The sequence below is a fragment of the Stagnimonas sp. FW305-C-60 genome (assembly GCF_058782965.1).
Window position 1 is genome coordinate 141,155 of record NZ_JBYSYF010000003.1, and the last position, 16,747, is coordinate 157,901.

The 16,747-nt window shown below is 68.2% G+C and carries 16 protein-coding genes; 5 read left to right on the forward strand and 11 right to left on the reverse strand.

Features of this window, described 5'->3' with window-relative positions; translation table 11 throughout:
* Positions 1–46: 46 nt before the first annotated feature.
* The 3 genes from AC3WT6_RS12610 to AC3WT6_RS12620 form a co-directional block, all read right to left on the reverse strand.
* The gene (locus AC3WT6_RS12610; protein ID WP_492653952.1) at positions 47–505 is read right to left on the reverse strand and encodes a GNAT family N-acetyltransferase; all 459 of its coding nucleotides are present in this window, start codon (positions 503–505) and stop codon (positions 47–49) included.
* Positions 506–577: 72 nt separating this feature from the next.
* Positions 578–1,228, reverse strand: coding sequence for an outer membrane beta-barrel protein (locus tag AC3WT6_RS12615; protein WP_492653953.1), 651 nt, complete (start codon positions 1,226–1,228; stop codon positions 578–580).
* Positions 1,229–1,331: 103 nt separating this feature from the next.
* A complete protein-coding gene (locus AC3WT6_RS12620) occupies positions 1,332–1,982 on the reverse strand; it encodes a response regulator (RefSeq protein WP_492653954.1) in 651 nt (216 codons plus the stop codon).
* Positions 1,983–2,134: 152 nt separating this feature from the next.
* On the opposite strand from AC3WT6_RS12620, the gene AC3WT6_RS12625 reads away from it, so the two are divergent.
* A complete protein-coding gene (locus AC3WT6_RS12625) occupies positions 2,135–2,860 on the forward strand; it encodes a sensor histidine kinase (protein WP_492653955.1) in 726 nt (241 codons plus the stop codon).
* Positions 2,861–2,929: 69 nt separating this feature from the next.
* Positions 2,930–4,006: a hypothetical protein gene (locus tag AC3WT6_RS12630; RefSeq protein WP_492653956.1), complete on the forward strand. Its 1,077-nt coding sequence runs from the start codon at positions 2,930–2,932 to the stop codon at positions 4,004–4,006.
* A 41-nt stretch (positions 4,007–4,047) separates the two neighbouring features.
* Here AC3WT6_RS12630 and astB read toward each other — a convergent pair whose 3' ends face one another.
* The 7 genes from astB to AC3WT6_RS12665 all read right to left on the reverse strand — a co-directional run bounded on the left by astB (position 4,048) and on the right by AC3WT6_RS12665 (position 12,729).
* Complete coding sequence (gene astB / locus AC3WT6_RS12635) at positions 4,048–5,400, reverse strand: N-succinylarginine dihydrolase (protein ID WP_492653957.1); 1,353 nt, start codon at positions 5,398–5,400, stop codon at positions 4,048–4,050.
* Between the two features lie 104 nt (positions 5,401–5,504).
* Positions 5,505–7,649 (reverse strand): molybdopterin oxidoreductase family protein, encoded by a 2,145-nt coding sequence (locus tag AC3WT6_RS12640; protein ID WP_492653958.1) that lies wholly within the window; start codon positions 7,647–7,649, stop codon positions 5,505–5,507.
* Positions 7,650–7,746: 97 nt separating this feature from the next.
* Positions 7,747–9,219 (reverse strand): succinylglutamate-semialdehyde dehydrogenase, encoded by a 1,473-nt coding sequence (astD, locus tag AC3WT6_RS12645; RefSeq protein ID WP_492653959.1) that lies wholly within the window; start codon positions 9,217–9,219, stop codon positions 7,747–7,749.
* A 39-nt stretch (positions 9,220–9,258) separates the two neighbouring features.
* Positions 9,259–10,272: an arginine N-succinyltransferase gene (gene astA / locus AC3WT6_RS12650; protein ID WP_492653960.1), complete on the reverse strand. Its 1,014-nt coding sequence runs from the start codon at positions 10,270–10,272 to the stop codon at positions 9,259–9,261.
* An 89-nt stretch (positions 10,273–10,361) separates the two neighbouring features.
* The gene (locus AC3WT6_RS12655) at positions 10,362–10,715 is read right to left on the reverse strand and encodes a tRNA-binding protein (RefSeq protein ID WP_492653961.1); all 354 of its coding nucleotides are present in this window, start codon (positions 10,713–10,715) and stop codon (positions 10,362–10,364) included.
* Positions 10,712–11,524, reverse strand: a complete 813-nt coding sequence (locus AC3WT6_RS12660) for a DUF3298 and DUF4163 domain-containing protein (RefSeq protein WP_492653962.1) — start codon at positions 11,522–11,524, stop codon at positions 10,712–10,714. Before AC3WT6_RS12660 ends, AC3WT6_RS12655 begins: the two co-directional genes overlap by 4 nt.
* Positions 11,515–12,729 carry a hydrolase gene (locus tag AC3WT6_RS12665; protein ID WP_492653963.1) on the reverse strand — a complete coding sequence of 405 codons (1,215 nt, stop codon included), beginning with the start codon at positions 12,727–12,729 and terminating at the stop codon, positions 11,515–11,517. Before AC3WT6_RS12665 ends, AC3WT6_RS12660 begins: the two co-directional genes overlap by 10 nt.
* A gap of 117 nt (positions 12,730–12,846) precedes the next feature.
* Here AC3WT6_RS12665 and AC3WT6_RS12670 point away from each other — a divergent pair, with 117 nt between their 5' ends.
* From AC3WT6_RS12670 to AC3WT6_RS12680, 3 genes are read left to right on the forward strand one after another with little or no spacing between them, the layout of a single operon-like run.
* Positions 12,847–13,653: a transporter substrate-binding domain-containing protein gene (locus AC3WT6_RS12670; protein WP_492653964.1), complete on the forward strand. Its 807-nt coding sequence runs from the start codon at positions 12,847–12,849 to the stop codon at positions 13,651–13,653.
* On the forward strand, positions 13,650–14,585 hold the full coding sequence (locus AC3WT6_RS12675; RefSeq protein ID WP_492653965.1) for an amino acid ABC transporter permease: 936 nt from the start codon (positions 13,650–13,652) through the stop codon (positions 14,583–14,585). Before AC3WT6_RS12670 ends, AC3WT6_RS12675 begins: the two co-directional genes overlap by 4 nt.
* A complete protein-coding gene (locus AC3WT6_RS12680; protein WP_492653966.1) occupies positions 14,578–15,339 on the forward strand; it encodes an amino acid ABC transporter ATP-binding protein in 762 nt (253 codons plus the stop codon). Before AC3WT6_RS12675 ends, AC3WT6_RS12680 begins: the two co-directional genes overlap by 8 nt.
* A 21-nt stretch (positions 15,340–15,360) precedes the next feature.
* Here AC3WT6_RS12680 and AC3WT6_RS12685 read toward each other — a convergent pair whose 3' ends face one another.
* Positions 15,361–16,635, reverse strand: coding sequence for a lipase family protein (locus AC3WT6_RS12685; protein ID WP_492653967.1), 1,275 nt, complete (start codon positions 16,633–16,635; stop codon positions 15,361–15,363).
* Between the last annotated feature and the right edge of the window lie 112 nt (positions 16,636–16,747).

Here is a 16,747-nt window from a genome sequence, read left to right on the forward strand (position 1 = left end):
GCGGAGTGGTGAAGCTGGATTCTAGCCGCTGCCGGCCCTCGCGGACTCAGCCCGGAGGCGGTAGCCGCATCTTCACATGCAGGATGCCGTCCTCCAGCTCCGGCTCGGAGACGGTGACGAAGCCAAAGCTGGCGTAGAAGCCTTCCAGCCGCTGCTGGGCCCAGATCAGGATCGGGCTCAGGGGAAAACGCTCGCGGCTGCCACGGATGCTTTCCGCCATCAGCCGCCGGCCGGCGCCGCTGCTACGCACCGACAGCGGTACCACCACCCGGCCGATCGAGCATTCCGGATACTTCTCGCCCGGCGGCAGCAGGCGTGAATAGCCGATCAGCGCGCCGCCGGCGTCATGCATCAGCAGATGCTCGGAGTTCTGGTCGTGGTCGTCGAGGTCGAGGAACACGCAGTTCTGCTCCACCACAAACACTTCGCTGCGCAGCTTGAGCAGCGCGTAGAGATCGGTGTTGCGGAGTTCGGAAAAGCGCCGCCAGGTGTAGTGTTCGGTCATCGTGTCGGGCACAAAAAACGGCGCGGTTGAACCCCGCGCCGTCGGTAGAACGGTGAGCGATTGTAAGAGCGACTACTTGCCGAAGGCGTATTCCAGGCCGGCCTGCGCCACTCCGATGGAGCCGCGCTCGTTCTGGTAGAACCAGTCGCCGCCGACGCTCAAGCCCCAGTGAGCACCGAGCGCCAGCTTCAGCGCCGCGCCGGTCATCACGCCCAGGCCCTGGTCGTCGATCTTCTCGTTGCCGCTGGTGCCGGTGATTTCCGACTCCTGCTGCCAGGCGATGCCGCCCAGACGGGTAGTGAGCGAGAGCTTGTCGGTGATCGGCAGGTCTTGCCGGACACCGAGGCCGACGAACAGGCCGCCGGCGGGCTTGAGCTCGGCCAAGTCGGCGGGCAGCGCCGCCGGCCGGGTGCTGCCGCCGCTCAGGGCGACGTCATAGTCGCCCAGGCTGCCCAGCGAGGCTTCCAGGCTGAACAGCTTGCAGACCTGGTAGCCCAGGCTGCCGATCACGGCGACATCGCGCTTGTCGATCTGGGTGCTGACCGTGTGGCCACGGGCGGCGAGCTGGCTGTCGAGCTCGGAGGTCTGCGCATCCGACAGCGTCAGGCCGCCACGAATGCCGACGGTCCAAGCGCCTACCGGTGCCGCCTGGGCCAGCGCGGGCAGGCTGAAGGCCAACAGGGGAAGCAAGCTACGCAGCGCGGAAATTCCTTTTTGTCGCATGGTCAGGCCTCGTTGTTATCGACGTTGGACAAGAGATTACGAGCGGCTGCCGAACTGCCCCATCCCCCAGTTCCGGTATTCCCTCGCCAGAACGCGGAATGCTCTACACCAGCCCGAGCCGGTTGGCCGCAAGTACGGCCTCGGCACGGCTGGCTACCGCCAGTTTTCGGTATACGCCCTTGATATGAGTATGCGCGGTGTGCGGGCTGATCGCCATCGCCTTGGCCGCCTGCGGCACCGAGTAGCCCTTGGACACCAGCAGCAGCACCTCGCGCTCGCGCTCGGTGAGCGAGTCGTTGGCGGCCACCGTCGGCAGCGGCGCCAGCGGCGTGGCGAAGTGCGACAGCAGGCGCTTGGCGACACTCGGCGACAGCGGCGGCTGGCCGTCGAGCATGGCCCTGAGCATTTCGGCCAGATGTTCGCGTGACTGGTCTTTCAGGATGTAGCCGGCAGCGCCCAGTTTGAGGGCGGCGAACAAGTGCTCGTCGTCGTCGAAGATGGTGGTGATCACGCAGCGCGCCGCCGGCTGCCGGCTGCGCAACTGGTGCAGCACGCTCAGGCCCGGGGCGTCCGGCAGGCCGAGGTCGAGCAGGGCCAGATCGACCGGCTGCTCCATCCGCTCCATTGCCTCGGCGGCGTTGACCGCCAAACGACATTCGGCTTCCGGGAAGGCGCTCTTGACCGCCGCCAGCAACCAGTCGCGGGTGCTGGACTGGTCTTCGATGATCAGGACGTGGACAGGCGATGACTCCATGGGCGAAAGGTAACCCATTGCGGCCAGCCGATGTTTCTCCCGGCTTGCTCCTCACGCTGGCATCGGCAAATCTTCACGGATCACTTCCCCATGGTCGCCACGAGAGTCATGCCACGCCGCCCGTCCAGCTTGAGCCTCTTGCCGGTGCCAGCGTGACCTCGCTGACCCTGGCCGGGCTGCTGCTACTTGTGCTCCTACTGCTGGCGGCCGGTCTGGGCTGGTGGCTGGCGCGGCGCGGTGTGCAGCCTGCCTCCTCTGCCGAGGCTGGTTCATCTCCGGCGCCTCGGGTCGAGGAGATTTCCGCCGATCGAGAACGGGAGCGCATCTACAAGGATCTCCACGACGATCTCGGCGCCAAGCTGCTCCAGTTGGTGCACGGCGCCGAAAATCCGCAACAGGCCGATCTGGCGCGCGCCGTGCTGCAGGATCTGCGCGACGTGGTGTCGCGTTCGCGTCGGCCGCCGGCACCCTTGCTGCAGTTGCTCGGGGAGATCGAGGTGGAGGTGCGCCAGCGTCTCGCCGCCACCGGCGCCGAGCTGGTGTGGGAGCAGGAGCCGGCCCTGCCGGAGGTGGCGCTGGACCAGGCGCAGACCCTGCACCTGATCCGCATCTGTCGCGAGGCGGTCAGCAATGCCCTGCGCCATGGCGAAGCGCGCTGGCTGCGGGTGCGCGTATTCCGCGTTGACCCCGAGCTGATGATCGAGATCACCGACGATGGCCAGTTCCGGCCGGCGCGGATTGGCGAAGGACGCGGCACCAGCGGCATGCGCGAGCGCGCCGCGGACCTTGGCGGTGATATCTGCTGGAACCAGGGCACCCTGGGTGGCACCAAGGTGATTCTGCGCGCCCGAGTATTCGCGACTGGACCTCTCGCTTGATCGGGCGATAGGCGTTGGCGCCGGGCCTCCCTATGGTTCGGTCGTTCATCCCGATGCCGGAGCCCTTCAATGTTCCTGTTCCGAAAGTTGTTGCTGATCTCCCTGCTTGTGCCGGTCAGCGCGCTACACGCTCAGGAGGCGGCGGTCGGCGCCTCGGTTGCCGTTGAAACGGCGGCGCCAGCAGTCCCCTTGGAGCCCTTGCCCGATCTCGACCCGGCCCAGTGGTTCGACGGCAAGTTCGGTGGCACTTTCGGTGCCAAGACGGTCACCGCCTTGCCGAAGACCCGGCGCGTGGCCGTGGCGGGTTTCAAGGTGGTGTTCGTCACTCACAACGAGGCGCACGCAATGGTGCGGGCCAGCTACCTCCCCGGACGGGATACCACCGGGGCCAAGGCCGCGATGATTGTCGATCTGGAGGGAGTCGACTCCGCCACCCTTCAGGCAATCACCGACGCTGCCTATGCGCGCTTCGTCGAACAGCTCAAGACCGCCGGCCGGGAAGTGATTCCAACCTCGGAGATGGCCAGCTTCTTCGCGGAAGTGAAGTCCCAGCCCGCTCCGATGGAGAGCAGCTTCGGCAACGCCAAAGGCCTGGTCTTCACCCCCACCGGCATGCCGCTGTGGTTTGGCGCGACGGATCCCTGGGGCAAGGGCGGGGGATTCGGCGGCGGCAACGATGTGCCGTTCGCTAAGCTGTCGGCGGCCCTGGGCGCGCCGATCACCATCGCGCCACTGATCGTGGTCGACTTCGCGCAGATGCAGTCCAGCGGCAACCGCAGCGGCCTGATCGCGCGCCGCGCCGAGGCCGGGACCACGCTGTCGATGAGCGTGCCCACCTTCAGCACCCGGCTCATACGCGCCGAGGAAGTGCGCGGCTGGGGTGTGTCTAAGGGCGATGACGGCGGTCTGGCGATGACCGGCCGGCTGGATACCGACATCGAGTTCGCCAGCCTGGTCGAGGTGCCCAAGGACGCCAGCCAGGGACTGACCAATGCCATCCGCTTCATCGGCGGGCTGGGGCCAAGCAACAAGAGTGTTCGCAAGGCGGTCACCACCAACGTTGCCTACCAGGCCGCGGCCGAGGCGGTGTTGACGCAGGCGACCGGGACTTTCGCGAAGTTGTTTGCGCTGTACCCCGTGCCCTGAGTCTCGTTGGCCTGCCCTCGTTTCGGGGGCGGGCGCCGACTTCAGCGCTGGAAGTCGTAGATCGAGCCCAGCCCCAGCAACTGGGTCAGGCGGTCGAGCGCCGTACGGCATTCGTCGAGCAAGGCCGGGTCGGCGAGATCAGCCAGCACCAGACGGTCGCGGTAGTGCTGGCGCACCCAGGCTTCCAGGGCATCCGCGCGCTCCGGCGTGATCCAGCTGCCGGAGTTCACCGCCGCGCGCTCGGCCTCGGTTAGCACCACCCGCAGGCGCAGGCAGGCCGGGCCGCCACCGTTGTGCATGGACTGGCGCAGGTCAAACACCTTGACCGCGTTGATGGGGCAGGACTCGTCGGCGAGCAGACGCTGGATGCAGGCCCAGACCTTGGCGTTCTCCTGGCACTCCTGCGCGACGATCAGCGTGTGGCCGACGGTGCCCGGCAGGCAGACCAGCTGTGAGTTGAACAAATAGCTCGACACTGCGTCGGCGACGCTGACGTCCTGGCTTGCCACTTCGACGAAGGCGGCCTGCGGCAGGCGGCTGTGGGTCCAGTCGCGCAGGGCGCGGCTGTCGACGAAGGCCTCTTCGTGAAAGAACAACAGCTCGCGGTTGCCGACCGCGATCACGTCGTTGTGGAACACGCCCTGGTCGATCACCTCCGGCCGCTGCTGCTGGTGGTGTACGCGCGCCGGGTCCAGTCCGTGCAGGCGGGCGATGGCCTCGCAGGCGGCGCGGGTCTGGCGCGCCGGGTACTTCTGCGGCTTCGGCTCGGTCTCGCTGCCCTGGCCGTAGACGAACAGCTCCAGCCCCGGCGCACCGTAGTCCGCGCAGAGGCGGGTGTGGTTGGCCGCGCCCTCGTCGCCCATGGCCGGCGTCGCCGGCAGCGGCGCGTGATGCGCGAAGTGGGCGCCGGGAGGAAAGCTGGCGGCCAGCGCGCGCGCGGTGGTCGCCGGTTCCAGCGAGCGGTGCAGATGGCTGGCGAGATTGGCCGGCGTGAAGTGGACCCTGCCATCGGCGGTGTCGGCGCTCGGCGACACCGTGGCGGCATTGGCCGTCCACATGCTGCTGGCACTGCTGGTGGCGGCGAGCAGGCCCGGTGCCTCGCGGGCGGCCTTGGCCAGCACCTCGCCATCCTTGCCGCTGAAGCCCAGGGCTTTCAGGGTGGGGATGTGCGGTCGTTCCTGCGGGGGCAGCACGCCCTGCGGCAGGCCGAGCGCAGCCAGTGCGCGCATCTTCGCCAGCCCTTGCAGCGCGGCTTCGCGTGGATTGCTGGGCTTCTCGGCGTTCTTCGCCGAAGCGACGTTGCCGTGGGCGAGGCCGGCGTAGTTGTGGCTGGGGCCGACGAGGCCGTCGAAGTTGGCTTCGATGGCGGTGGGGGTGGTTGCTGGAAAGTTCATCTCGGGATTATTGCGGATTGCGGATCACGGATTGCGGATCGAGAAGCGAAGGCGAGGCGCAAGTGGCCGTTGAATCCGCAATCCGCAATTCGAGATCCGCAATTTCAGTAGACCTCCACCTCCAGGCCATTGAGCGCGGCGTTGCCCGAGACCGCGTCCAGTGCGTGCTCGTCGGTCAGGTCGTTGACGCTCACGCCGGCGTGCGCCTGTGCCACGCCCAGGCGCACGCCCTCGCGGCCATGGCCCCAGCCGTGCGGCAGGCTGACCACGCCCGGCATCATCTCGCTGCTGGCCTGCACCTCCACGCGGATCTCGCCGACTCGCGAGCGCACCCGTACCGGCGCGCCGTCGGCCAGGCCGCGCGCGGCGAGATCGCTGGGGTGCATCAGCAGTTGATGGCGCGGCTTGCCCTTCACCAGACGCTCGGAGTTGTGCATCCAGGAATTGTTGCTGCGCAGGTGGCGGCGGCCGATCAGCCTGAGGCCGGCGCCGGGCTGCGCCTGCGCGGCCAGCCGCCGGAGGTCGGCCAGTACCTCGGGCACAGCGCAGCGGATGCGCTGGCCCTCGCTGCGCAGGCGCTCCGGCAGGCTGGGCCGCAAGGGGCCGAGATCGAGGCCGTGGGGATGCTCCTTGAGCAGCTTCAGCGACAGTGCTGGCAGCGGGCTGTCGGCCGCGCGCCTGGCAGCGCCATAGGGGCCGGACTGCAGACCGAAGTCGATGATCTGGTCGGGGCGTGGGCCGGTCTGCGGCTTATTGCCCAGCTTCGCGGCCAGGCGGCTGCCCAGCGCATTGAAGATCTCCCAGTCGTGGCGCGCATCCGCGGGCTTGTCGAACAGGGGCTGGTTGTAGCGGGTGCTGTTGCGCACCGCGAAGTGGTGGAAGATCAGGTCGTAATGGTCGTGTTCCAGCGCGCAGGTCGGTGGCAGGATCACGTCGGCATGGCGGGTGGTTTCGTTGAGGTAGATGTCCACCGAAACCATGAACTCCAGCTGCGCGAAGGCGCGGTCCAGCTGAGCGCCGTTGGGGGTGGACAGCACCGGATTGCCGGCCACCGTCAGCAGCGCGCGGATCTGGCCCTCGCCGGGCGTGAGTATCTCCTCCGCGAGTGCTGCCACCGGCAGCTCGCCAGCGAATTCCGGCAGGCCGCTGACCCGGCTACGCCATTTGCCGAAATGGCCGGGGCGGGAGTTGGGCGCATCCACCAGATCCAGCGCCGGCGCGGTGAACAGCGCGCCGCCGACGCGATCGAAGTTGCCGGTCACCAGGTTGAGCAGCTGGATCGCCCACTGGCAGACCGTGCCATAGGCCTGCACCGAGACGCCCATGCGGCCATAGCAGACCGCCGCCTCGGCGCCGGCGAACTCGCGCGCCAGCCGGCGGATGTCCTCGGCGGCGATGCCGGTCTGCGCGGCGGCGCGCTCCGGCGTGTAGGGCGCCACTGCGGCGCGCACTTCGTCGAGGCCGTCGAGCCACTCGGTCAGGCGGCCGGGCTGGTCGAGGCGCTCGGCGAATATCGTCTGCAACATCGCCAGCAGCAGCCAGGCGTCGCCGCCGGGGCGGATGAAGTGGTGCTCGTCGGCGACCTCGGCGGTCTCGCTGCGGCGCGGGTCGATCACCACCATCTTGCCGCCGCGCGCGTGCAGCGCCTTCAGGCGGTTGCGGAAGTCCGGCACCGTCATCAGGCTGCCGTTGCTGGCCATGGGGTTGGCGCCGAGCACGAAGAAATACTGCGTGTGGTCGAGGTCCGGTATCGGCAGCAGCAACTGATGGCCGTACAGCCAGTAGGCCACCAGCTGCGCCGGCAACTGGTCCACCGAAGTCGCCGAAAACCGGTTGCGGGTCTGTAGCTGGCGCAGCAGCGCCGGCGCGTGGGTGAGATGGCCGTAGTTGTGGACGCTGGGATTGCCCAGGTAGGCGCCGACGGCATTGCCGCCGTGCTCGCGAATGATGCCGGCCAGCCGCTCCGCCACCAGCTCGAAAGCCTCGTCCCAGGCCATTTCCTGCCAGCCCTCGGGCGTGCGCCTGAGCGGCCGGCGCAGGCGGTCGGGGTCTTCGTAGAGATCGCGCAGCGCCACCGCCTTCGGGCAGATGTGGCCGCGTGACAAGGGGTCGGCCTCGTCGCCCTTGATCGAGAGAATCTTCTGGCCCTGCACCCGAAACTCCAGGCCGCAGATAGCCTCGCAGAGATTGCAGGCGCCGAGGTGGCTGCGTATCGGGGCGTCGCTGCTGGCTGGCGATGGCTCGCTCATGGGTTTGCTCTCCTCCGCGACCGGCGCGGCTGGCACGACTCTGTACCCGTCGCCCCTGGCCCGCAAGCCGCGCGGGTGCGAGCCGCGAAGCCGGCGGCTACAGCTTCAGGCCGGGCGAAAGCGCCGCCGGCAGGCTCAGCCGATGCGCTTCGGTACTCGACACCGGGTAGCTGCAGTAATCGGCCGCGTAGTAGGCGCTGGCGCGGTGGTTGCCGCTGTCGCCGACGCCGCCGAAGGGATAGCTGCCGCTGGCGCCGGTGGTCGGCTTGTTGCGGTTGACGATGCCGGCGCGGCTCTTCCGGAAGAACCGTTCCCACTCGCTGTCGTCATTGCTGAGCAGGCCGGCCGAGAGGCCGTAGCGGGTGGCGTTGGCGCGGGCGATGGCCTCGTCCAGCGTCGCGTAGCGGATCACCTTCAGCAGTGGGCCGAAGTCCTCCTCGTCGGGCACCTCGGCGGCGATGGCGGTGACGTCGACCAGGCCGGGCGAGACGAAGGCGTCTCCGAGCGGCAGCTTTTCCATAGCCAGCAGACTGGTGCCGCCGAGCGCGACCAGCCGGTCGTGCGCGGCCTTGAGGCCATCGGCGGCCTTTGCAGAAACCAAGGGACCCATGAAGGGCTGCGGTTCGTCTTCGGCGCGGCCAACGACAAGATTGCGGCCGGCTTCGGCGAGCTTCGACAGCAGCAGATCGCCGCGCTCGCCGAGCGGCACGAACAGCCGCCGCGCGCAGGTGCAGCGCTGGCCCGAGGTGATCCAGGCCGACTGCACGATCTCGTACACCGCGGCATCGAGGTCGATGTCGCTGCCGACGATCAGCGGATTGTTGCCGCCCATTTCCAGCGCCAGGATCACGCCCGGCCGGGCCGCGAACTGCTGGTTGAGGATCGCACCCGTACGCGAACTGCCGGTGAAGTAGAGGCCATCGAGCTCCGGATGCTTGGCCACTGCCTCGCCGGTGGCGCGCTCGCCCTGCACCAGGTTGAGCACGCCGGGCGGCAGACCGGCGTCTTCCCAGAGCTTCACGGTTTCCTGCGCCACCATGGGGGTCAGCTCGCTGGGCTTGAACACCACCGCATTGCCGGCCAGCAGCGCCGGCACGATGTGACCATTGGGCAGATGGCCGGGGAAGTTGTAGGGGCCGTACACCGCGACCACGCCGTGCGGCTTGTGGCGCAGGATGTGGCGGCCGAAGTCCTGCGGCTGCTCCCGCGTGCCGGTGCGCTCCTGATAGGCGGTGATCGAGATGGCGATCTTGCCGGCCATCGCCGCGACTTCGGTGCGTGCCTCCCACACCGGCTTGCCGACCTCGCGGGCGATGGCGCGCGCCAGGTGCTCGCTGTTGGCCTTCAGCAGCTCGGCGAACTTCTTCGCGATCGCCGCGCGAGCCTCGAAGCCCAGGTCGGCCCAGGCCTCGAAGGCGTGGCGGGCGGCCTTGAAGGCGAGATCGACATCGTGGGCGTCGGCGCTGTTGCCGCTCCAGATCGTTTCGCCGGTGGAGGGATTGACGCTGGCGAAGGCCGGCCCGTGACCGGGCAGCCAGTGGCCGTTGAGGTAGTGGACGGGGGTGCTCATGGGACTCTCTTTTCGGCTCCTGGGTGTAACGGCGCCGGTCTACAGGGCGGTGACGCGCAGCATGTCGCCTTCGTCGATGGCCAGCGCCCGCGCCAGCGCCGCCGGTATCGCCACCTTGCCAGCCTCGACATACAGCGTGGCGTGCGCGCAGCGGAAGCCGTGCAGATCGGTGTTGGATACCAGGCAGGGCACGCCGCCGGCGGCGGGTTCGGCGATCACCGCCTCGAACAGGCGCGAGCGCTTGATCGAGCGGATCTCGTTGCGGGGCACTTCCACCGAGGGGCCGCCGTCGAAGATGTCGATGTAGCCCTGGTAGCGGAAGCCCTCCTGCTCCAGGAGGTGCAGGGCTGGCGCGGTTTGCGGATGCACCTTGCCCATCACGTCCTGCGCGCTCTTCGGCAGCAGTACGGTGTAGATGGGATGGGGCGGCATCAGCTCGGCGATGAAGGCCTTGTTGCCCATGCCGACGATGTGCTCGGCGCGCTCGTAGTCCACCGAGAAGAAGTGACGGCCCAGGCCCTCCCAGAACGGCGAGTGGCCCTCCTCGTTGCTGACGCCGCGCATCTCGGCGATCACCTTCTCGGCGAAACGCTGCGGAAACTGCGCCATGAACAGGAAGCGGCATTTGCTCAACAGCTTGCCGGCGCCATCACCACGGAACTCCGGCCGCATGAACAGCGAGCACAACACGCTGGTGCCGGTGAGGTCGTTGCTGAGATAGAGCGTCGGTACCCGGTTGTAGATGCCCAGCTCGCGCGAGGCATGCACGGTGAGGCCGACGCGATAGTTGTAGAAGGGCTCGTCGAGTCCGCAGGCCGCCTCGATGGCGCAGCAGGCGCCGACCTCGCCGCTGTCGGTCTCTTCCATCACGAACATGTAGCGCTCGTGGCCGGCCACCTGCACGGCGCGGTCGAAGGAGGCCATCGACAACGCGATCTTCTCGCGCAGATAGCCTTCGTCGGGGGGCAGCGAGGTGAAGCCGGCGCCGGCGGTGCGGGCCATGTGCAGCAGGGCCGGCAGGTCGTGGAGGGCGATGGGACGGATGAGTTTCATGGCGGGCAGTGTCGTTGATTGCGGCGCGACTCGCAGGTGGCGGCCGGGTAACCCGGAGAGAAGACGATGGTCCTTGGTCGGGCCAGCATTCAGTACACCCGCTGGCCGTTGGCCACTGGCCGCTCCACGGCCAGCAACACCAGACCGCCGTCGCCATCGACGGCCAGGGTCAGGCAATCGCTGACCACGCCGGCGACGTTGCGCGGAGCGAAGTTCACCACCGCCAGCACCTGCCGTCCGACCAGGTCTTCCGGCGTGTAGAGCTGGGTGATCTGGGCGCTGCTGGTGCGCGGGCCCAGCGGGCCGAAGTCGAGGCTGAGCACGTAGGAGGGCTTGCGCGCCTTGGCGTTGGGTCGGCAGGCGGTGATCGTGCCTACCCGCAGATCGCAGCCAAAGAACTGCTCGACGGGGATGGTGGCGGCGGCGCTGGTTTGCAGGTTCATGGCAGCAGGCGGCGGATCGGCGAGTCGGGCGCGAGGTGCTCGGCCAGCGCCGCGTAGGGCAGGTGGATGTTGGGGAGGCCCATGGAGTAGGGCGCGATCTCGTAGGCGCTGTAGGTGAAGCGCAGGCCTTCGTTGTCGAGCGCGACGTTGTCGGTGAGCGGCAGTCGGTCCTCGAAGAAGCCACTGGCTTTCAGCGAAGCCTGTGGCGGCACGTTCAGCGCCAGCCGTAGCTGCTGTTCCAGCAGCGCGCGCAGCTGGGGATCGGGGATCTGGATCAGGTCGGTGAGCGCCAGCGCCTTGCCATTGCGCCGGTCGATGTTGAGATAGCTGACCGAGGGCATGCCGTGGGCGCCGCCGGTGTCGGCATAGCTTTCCAGCGCCAGGCTCAGCAGGTAGTCGCGGTTGAGCACGACCTTGGTTTCGGCACTGAAGCTGCAGCGTACGGGGGTGTCCGTGCCGGCCAGGGCCGTCGCCTGTTTCAGGCAGCCGTCCATCCACAGCTTGAGGCAGGCGGCGCCACTCTCCGGCACCGCGCTCTGCTCGGGATCACGCGGGCAATGGCTGCCGACCCAGCGCTCGATCTGGCGGTTGAGACCGGCTTCGCTGGTCTCGATCAGGCTCAGCTCGGCGCGCAGGTCCTCGCCTGGGAGCGGCTGGGGTGACTGGCGGCGATCCTTGAGCAGCAGGCTACGGACTTCCACCTTGCTGTGGTCGCTCGTCGTGCTCGCGGGTGCCGGCGTTTCCTGGCGGCAGCCGGCGAGCGCCAGCAGCAGTACCAGGCCCGCGGTGTGGCGCCGGCTCAGGGCCATGACAGCTCGCCGCTGGCGAGGCGCAGCAGCAGCAGGGCGCTGAGCTTGGCGCGCTCGGCCAGCGAGTCCAGGCGCATCCATTCGCGGTCGCTGTGGATGTCGCCGCCGACCACGCCCATGTTGTCGAGATTGGGCAGGCCGTAGGCGGCGAGGTTGTTGCCGTCGCAGCAGCCGCCGGTGGGCTTGAACTGCAGACCCAGGCCGAGCTGGCGGCCGCAGTCGCCGACGTAGTCGATCAGCCGCTGCATCTCTGCGCCCACCACCTTGGGCGGGCGGGTGAAGCCGCCGACCAGTTCGCAGCGCAGGCCGTCGCGGTCGTTGAGCCGGGTCATCAGCAGGTCGAGCTGGTCCTGCACCCAGCACTCGTCGCTGGGCTCGGCGGTGCGGACATTGAACTTGAACACCGCCAGGTCGGGCACGACGTTGAGCGCGCCGCCGCCGTGGATATAGCCGGGATTGATGGTCAGCTCGCCGCGCTGGCCGTTGAGGGCGTTGAGCTCGCGCAGGAAGTCGGCGGCGGCGACCAGGGCGTTGCGGCCGGCGGCGAAGTCGCGGCCGGCGTGGGCGGCGCGGCCGTGCACGATGAGGTCGAAATTGCCGCTGCCCTTGCGGGCGCTGGCGAGGTTGCCGTCCGGGTAGGCCGGTTCGTAGATCAGACCGAGCTGGTGCTGGCGCGCGGCCTCGCGCAGCAGCGGCGCCGAGGAGCGCGAGCCGATCTCCTCGTCGGGGTTCATCAACACGGTCCAGCCGATGCGTTCGCGCAGCGGGCTCTGCTCCAGCGCCGACAGCGCCAGTTGCAGGGCCACCAGGCCGCCCTTGAGGTCGGCGACGCCGGGGCCGTTGAGGATGTTGTCGTCGAGCAGGCGCGCGGTCTGGAACGGCGAATTGGCGGCGAACACGGTGTCGAGATGGCCGCAGAAGAACACCTGCAGCGGCGCCTCTGGCCGCTGACGCAGGCGCAGCGCCGGGCCCAGCGGCCTTTGCAGGCGCTGGCCCTGGTCGTTGGTGGACTCGTAGGGGGCGACTTCCAGCCATTCGACGCGCGCGCCCAGCGGCGCGTAGAGCTCGGCGAAAGCCTCGGCGGTGGCGCGTACCCCAGCGGCGTTGAAGCTGCCGGAGTTGATGTTGGCCAGACGCACCAGGCTCTCGCGCGCGGCGGCCTGCTGCTGGTCGATCAGGGCGAGGGCGGCGGCGTGCGGGTTCATGGCGGGAGTTTACTGGAGCGGCCAGAGGCGCCGCAGCGGCGGCCGGTCGTAGCCGGAACGCTTATTGCCTGCATGCGGCTAGACTAAAAAACACCGCTCCCCGAATCCCGACCGACCATGAAACGCTGGTTCACCGCGCTGCTCGCGCTCGTGCTTGCCGTCCCGGCCCTGGCCGCCGACCAGGCGCTGTGGGAAAAATCCACGCTCAACCAGATCATGAAGCGCGGCGAGCTGCGGGTGGGGCTGGAAGCCGGCTACATGCCCTTCGAGATGCGCGACAAGAACGGCAACATCATCGGCTTCGATGTCGACCTGGCCAAGAAGATGGCCAGCGTGCTGAAGGTGAAGGTCACCTTCGTCAACACCCAGTGGGACGGCATCATTCCGGCCCTGCTCACCGACAAGTTCGACATCATCATGGCCGGCATGACCATCACCAGTGAGCGCAATGCGCAGGTGAATTTCACGCAGCCCTACATCGTGGTCGGCCAGGCGGCCCTGCTCAGCAACAAGATCAAGGGCAAGGTCAGCGAGGCCCGGCAGCTCGACGACCCCAAGTACAGCATCGCCACCAAGCTGGGGACTTCCGGCGACATCACCGCCACACGGATGATGACCAAGGCCAGGATCAAGCGCTTCGAGACCGAGGCCGACGCCGCGCTGGAAGTGAAGAACGGCCGCGCCGATGCCTTCATCTACGACTTTCCCTTTCTCGCCATCTACGCCAACCAGTATCCGGAAGGCGTGAGCCTGCTGCCCGAACCCTTCACCAAGGAGGCGCTGGGCTGGGCGATCCGCAAGGGCGATCCGGACTTCGAGAACTGGCTGAACAACTTCCTGCTGTCGATCAAGAACGACGGCACCTATGACGTGCTCTACCAGCGCTGGTTCCAGGGCACCGCCTGGCTGAAGAACGTGCAATGAAGCCGGCCAGTCCGCTATGGCGTCTGCTGACGGTGGCGTTGGTGCTGGCGATCGGCGCCGGCATGTACTGGGCGACGCTCAAGGTCAATTACCAGTGGCGCTGGGAGCGGGTGCCGGAATACTTGCTGGTCACCGGCGGTGAGGAAGTGCCGGCGCCGTTTGACGGCACCGTCGCGGTCAACGGCAAGCAGATCCGCATCACCCCACTGCTCGGCGGCGAGCCGCAGGCGATCCCCGACATCGACGTGGTGCAGGTCTCCGACGGCGAGATCGTGTTCGCCGGCAACACCGTCGGCAAGAAGGCCGGCATCACCCCGGGGCCGCTGCTGATCGGCCTGTGGGTGACGCTGAAGATCTCGGCGCTTTCGCTGGTGTTCGCGCTGGTGCTGGGCCTGATCGCCGGCCTCGGCCGGGTGGCGCACAACCCGGCGGCGCGCGATCTGGCGGCGATCTACGTCGAGCTGATCCGTGGCACGCCGCTCTTGGTGCAGATGTTCATCGTCTATTTCTTCCTAGGCACGGTGCTGAATCTTTCCGGCTTCGTCGCCGGCGTGACCTCGCTGGCGGTGTTCACCGGCGCCTATGTCGCCGAGATCGTCCGCGCCGGCATCGAAGCCGTGCCCAAGGGGCAGATGGAGGCGGCGCGCTCGCTGGGCATGAGCCACTGGCAGGGCATGCGCAAGGTGGTGCTGCCGCAGGCGCTCAAACGCTCGCTGCCGCCGCTGGCGGGGCAGGGCATCAACCTCATCAAGGATTCCTCCCTGGTCTCGATCATGGCGCTCACCGACCTCACCAAGGCCGGCCGCGAGGTGGTGAGTTCCACCTTCAGCCCCTTCGAGGTCTGGTTCACCGTCGCGCTCATGTACCTGCTGCTCACCGGCGCGCTGTCGGTGTACGTGCGCAAGCTCGAAAAGAAGATGGCCCATGACTAAGTCCGAGTCCGCCGCCGAGGTGCTGATCGAAGTCCGCCAGGTCGAGAAGCGCTACCCCAACGGCACCCTGGCACTGAAGGGCGTATCGCTAGCGATCAATCGCGGTGAAGTGGTCTGCATCATCGGCCCCAGCGGCTCGGGAAAGTCCACCCTGCTGCGCACCTTGAACGCGCTGGAGAGCATCAGCAGCGGCGAGATCCTGATGGACGGCATCTCGGTGCACGCCGCCAAGACCGACCTCAACGAGCTGCGTACCCACGCCGGCATGGTGTTCCAGCAGTTCAACCTGTTTCCGCACATGACCGCGCTGGAGAACATCATGCTGGCGCCGGTGGAGGTGCTGAAGCTGCCGGTAGCGCAGGCGCGCACGCGCGCCGAGAAACTGCTGGCCAAGGTCGGTCTGGCCGACAAGGCCGGCAACCGCCCCTCGCAGCTTTCCGGAGGCCAGCAGCAGCGCGTCGCCATCGCCCGTGCCCTGGCCATGCAGCCGCGGGTGATGCTGTTCGACGAACCGACCTCGGCGCTGGACCCGGAAAAGGTCGGCGAAGTGCTGGACGTGATGAAGGATCTCGCCGCCGAGGGCATGACCATGGTGGTGGTCACCCACGAGATGGGCTTCGCCCGCGCGGTCGCCGACCGCGTGCTGTTCATGGATCGCGGCGAGCTGGTCTACCAGGACGCGCCCGAGGCCTTCTTCACCGGCGCCACCAACGAGCGCCTGCGCGCCTTCCTCGGTCAGGTGGCGGCGCACTGAGCGCCGCTCCCGTTTGCCAGCCTAGTTGCAGCTCTCGGTGCCGGGCGGCAGCGCGGGCGTCTGCGCGCCGGCGAAACGGCTGAGCAGGTAGAGCCATTGCCCCGGCACCGCCAGCGCGCCGCCGGCGGTGTGGTTGCCGCCACTGGCGCGCTGGAAATGCACCGGGGTGCCGGCTGCGCACCAGTTGGCGACCAGGGCGGCGGTTTCCTCAATGGGCACCAGCTCGTCGTTCTCCTGGTGGTAGAGGTAGACATCCGCGGTCGGCGCCACGCCGGCCTGCTTGAGGTCCAGTTGCGGGAATACCTGGCGCGCGCCCGGCGTGGCGTAGAAGTCCTCGACGTTGAGATAGTCGCTGTAGTGGCCCGTGGGTGCGGCCGAGCCATCGGTGGTGGCGCCGCTGCAGCCGTCCTTGACCGCTTCGGCGCTACGCTCGCCCGCCGCGTTGAGCAGCCCCGGCGGCAGAAATTGCGGGTAGGCGCGGTTGATGCCGATCAGCATGCTGAAGGCGAGCTTGAAATTGCTGGCGGCGGCTTCGAAGGCCGGGAACGAGGCCTCCAGATTGGCCGGCAGGCCGCCGGCGGCGACGCCCACCAGGTTCAGCTCCGGCGCGTAGCGTGGTTGCAGCGCCGCCGCCCAGCCGGTGGCGATGGCGCCGCCGGAGTAGCCCATCATACCCACCGGCGTTTCCGCCCCGGCCAGTCCCAGGGGTTCGAAGGACTCGGCGGCGCGGATGCCGTCGAGAATGATCGGCGCGTAGACGCGGCCGACACCGAAGGCGGCATCCGGCCCCTGGTAGTCGGGGAAGATCAGCGTCCAGCCGTAAGCCAGCAGTTGCGGCAGGTATTCCAGGGTTTCCACCTGGGTGTCGCGATTGTCGAGGCTGCCGGTGACCTGCCGCGTGGGCTGGCACTTGAGACCCAGGCTGTCGGTGAAGAAGTGGTAGGAGAGCAGCGGGCGCTGCCCGGTCAAGGCCGGCGTCAGCGGCTGCACCACCACGGCGGTCTGTGCCTGTGGCTGGCCGTGGATGTCGGTAGATAGGTATTGCAGTTGCCAGGCCGGGTAGGGCAGCGGCAGGCCCAGCGGCGCCAAGCGGACCTCGCGGGATTGCAGGATGCTGCCGGGCGGAAGCGCCGGCAGCGGCGTGGGCTGCGCGTAGAAGGGATCGGGGTCCGGCGTTGGCAGGTAGGGCGCGCGCTTGCTCGCGTCGCCGACGCCAGTGGTGGTCGGCGCCACGGAGGCAGGACCGCAGGCGGCCATGGAGGCCGCCAGCAGCAGTACACCGGCGGCAGATCGCATGGCGGTGCGGTTCACGAAGTTGTCCCGACGAGGAAGGTCGGCATTTTCACCGCAAGCTTCAGGCCTCGCCAGACGAGACTTGCCGCGCCTCAAGGCTTTACCATGGCGCCCC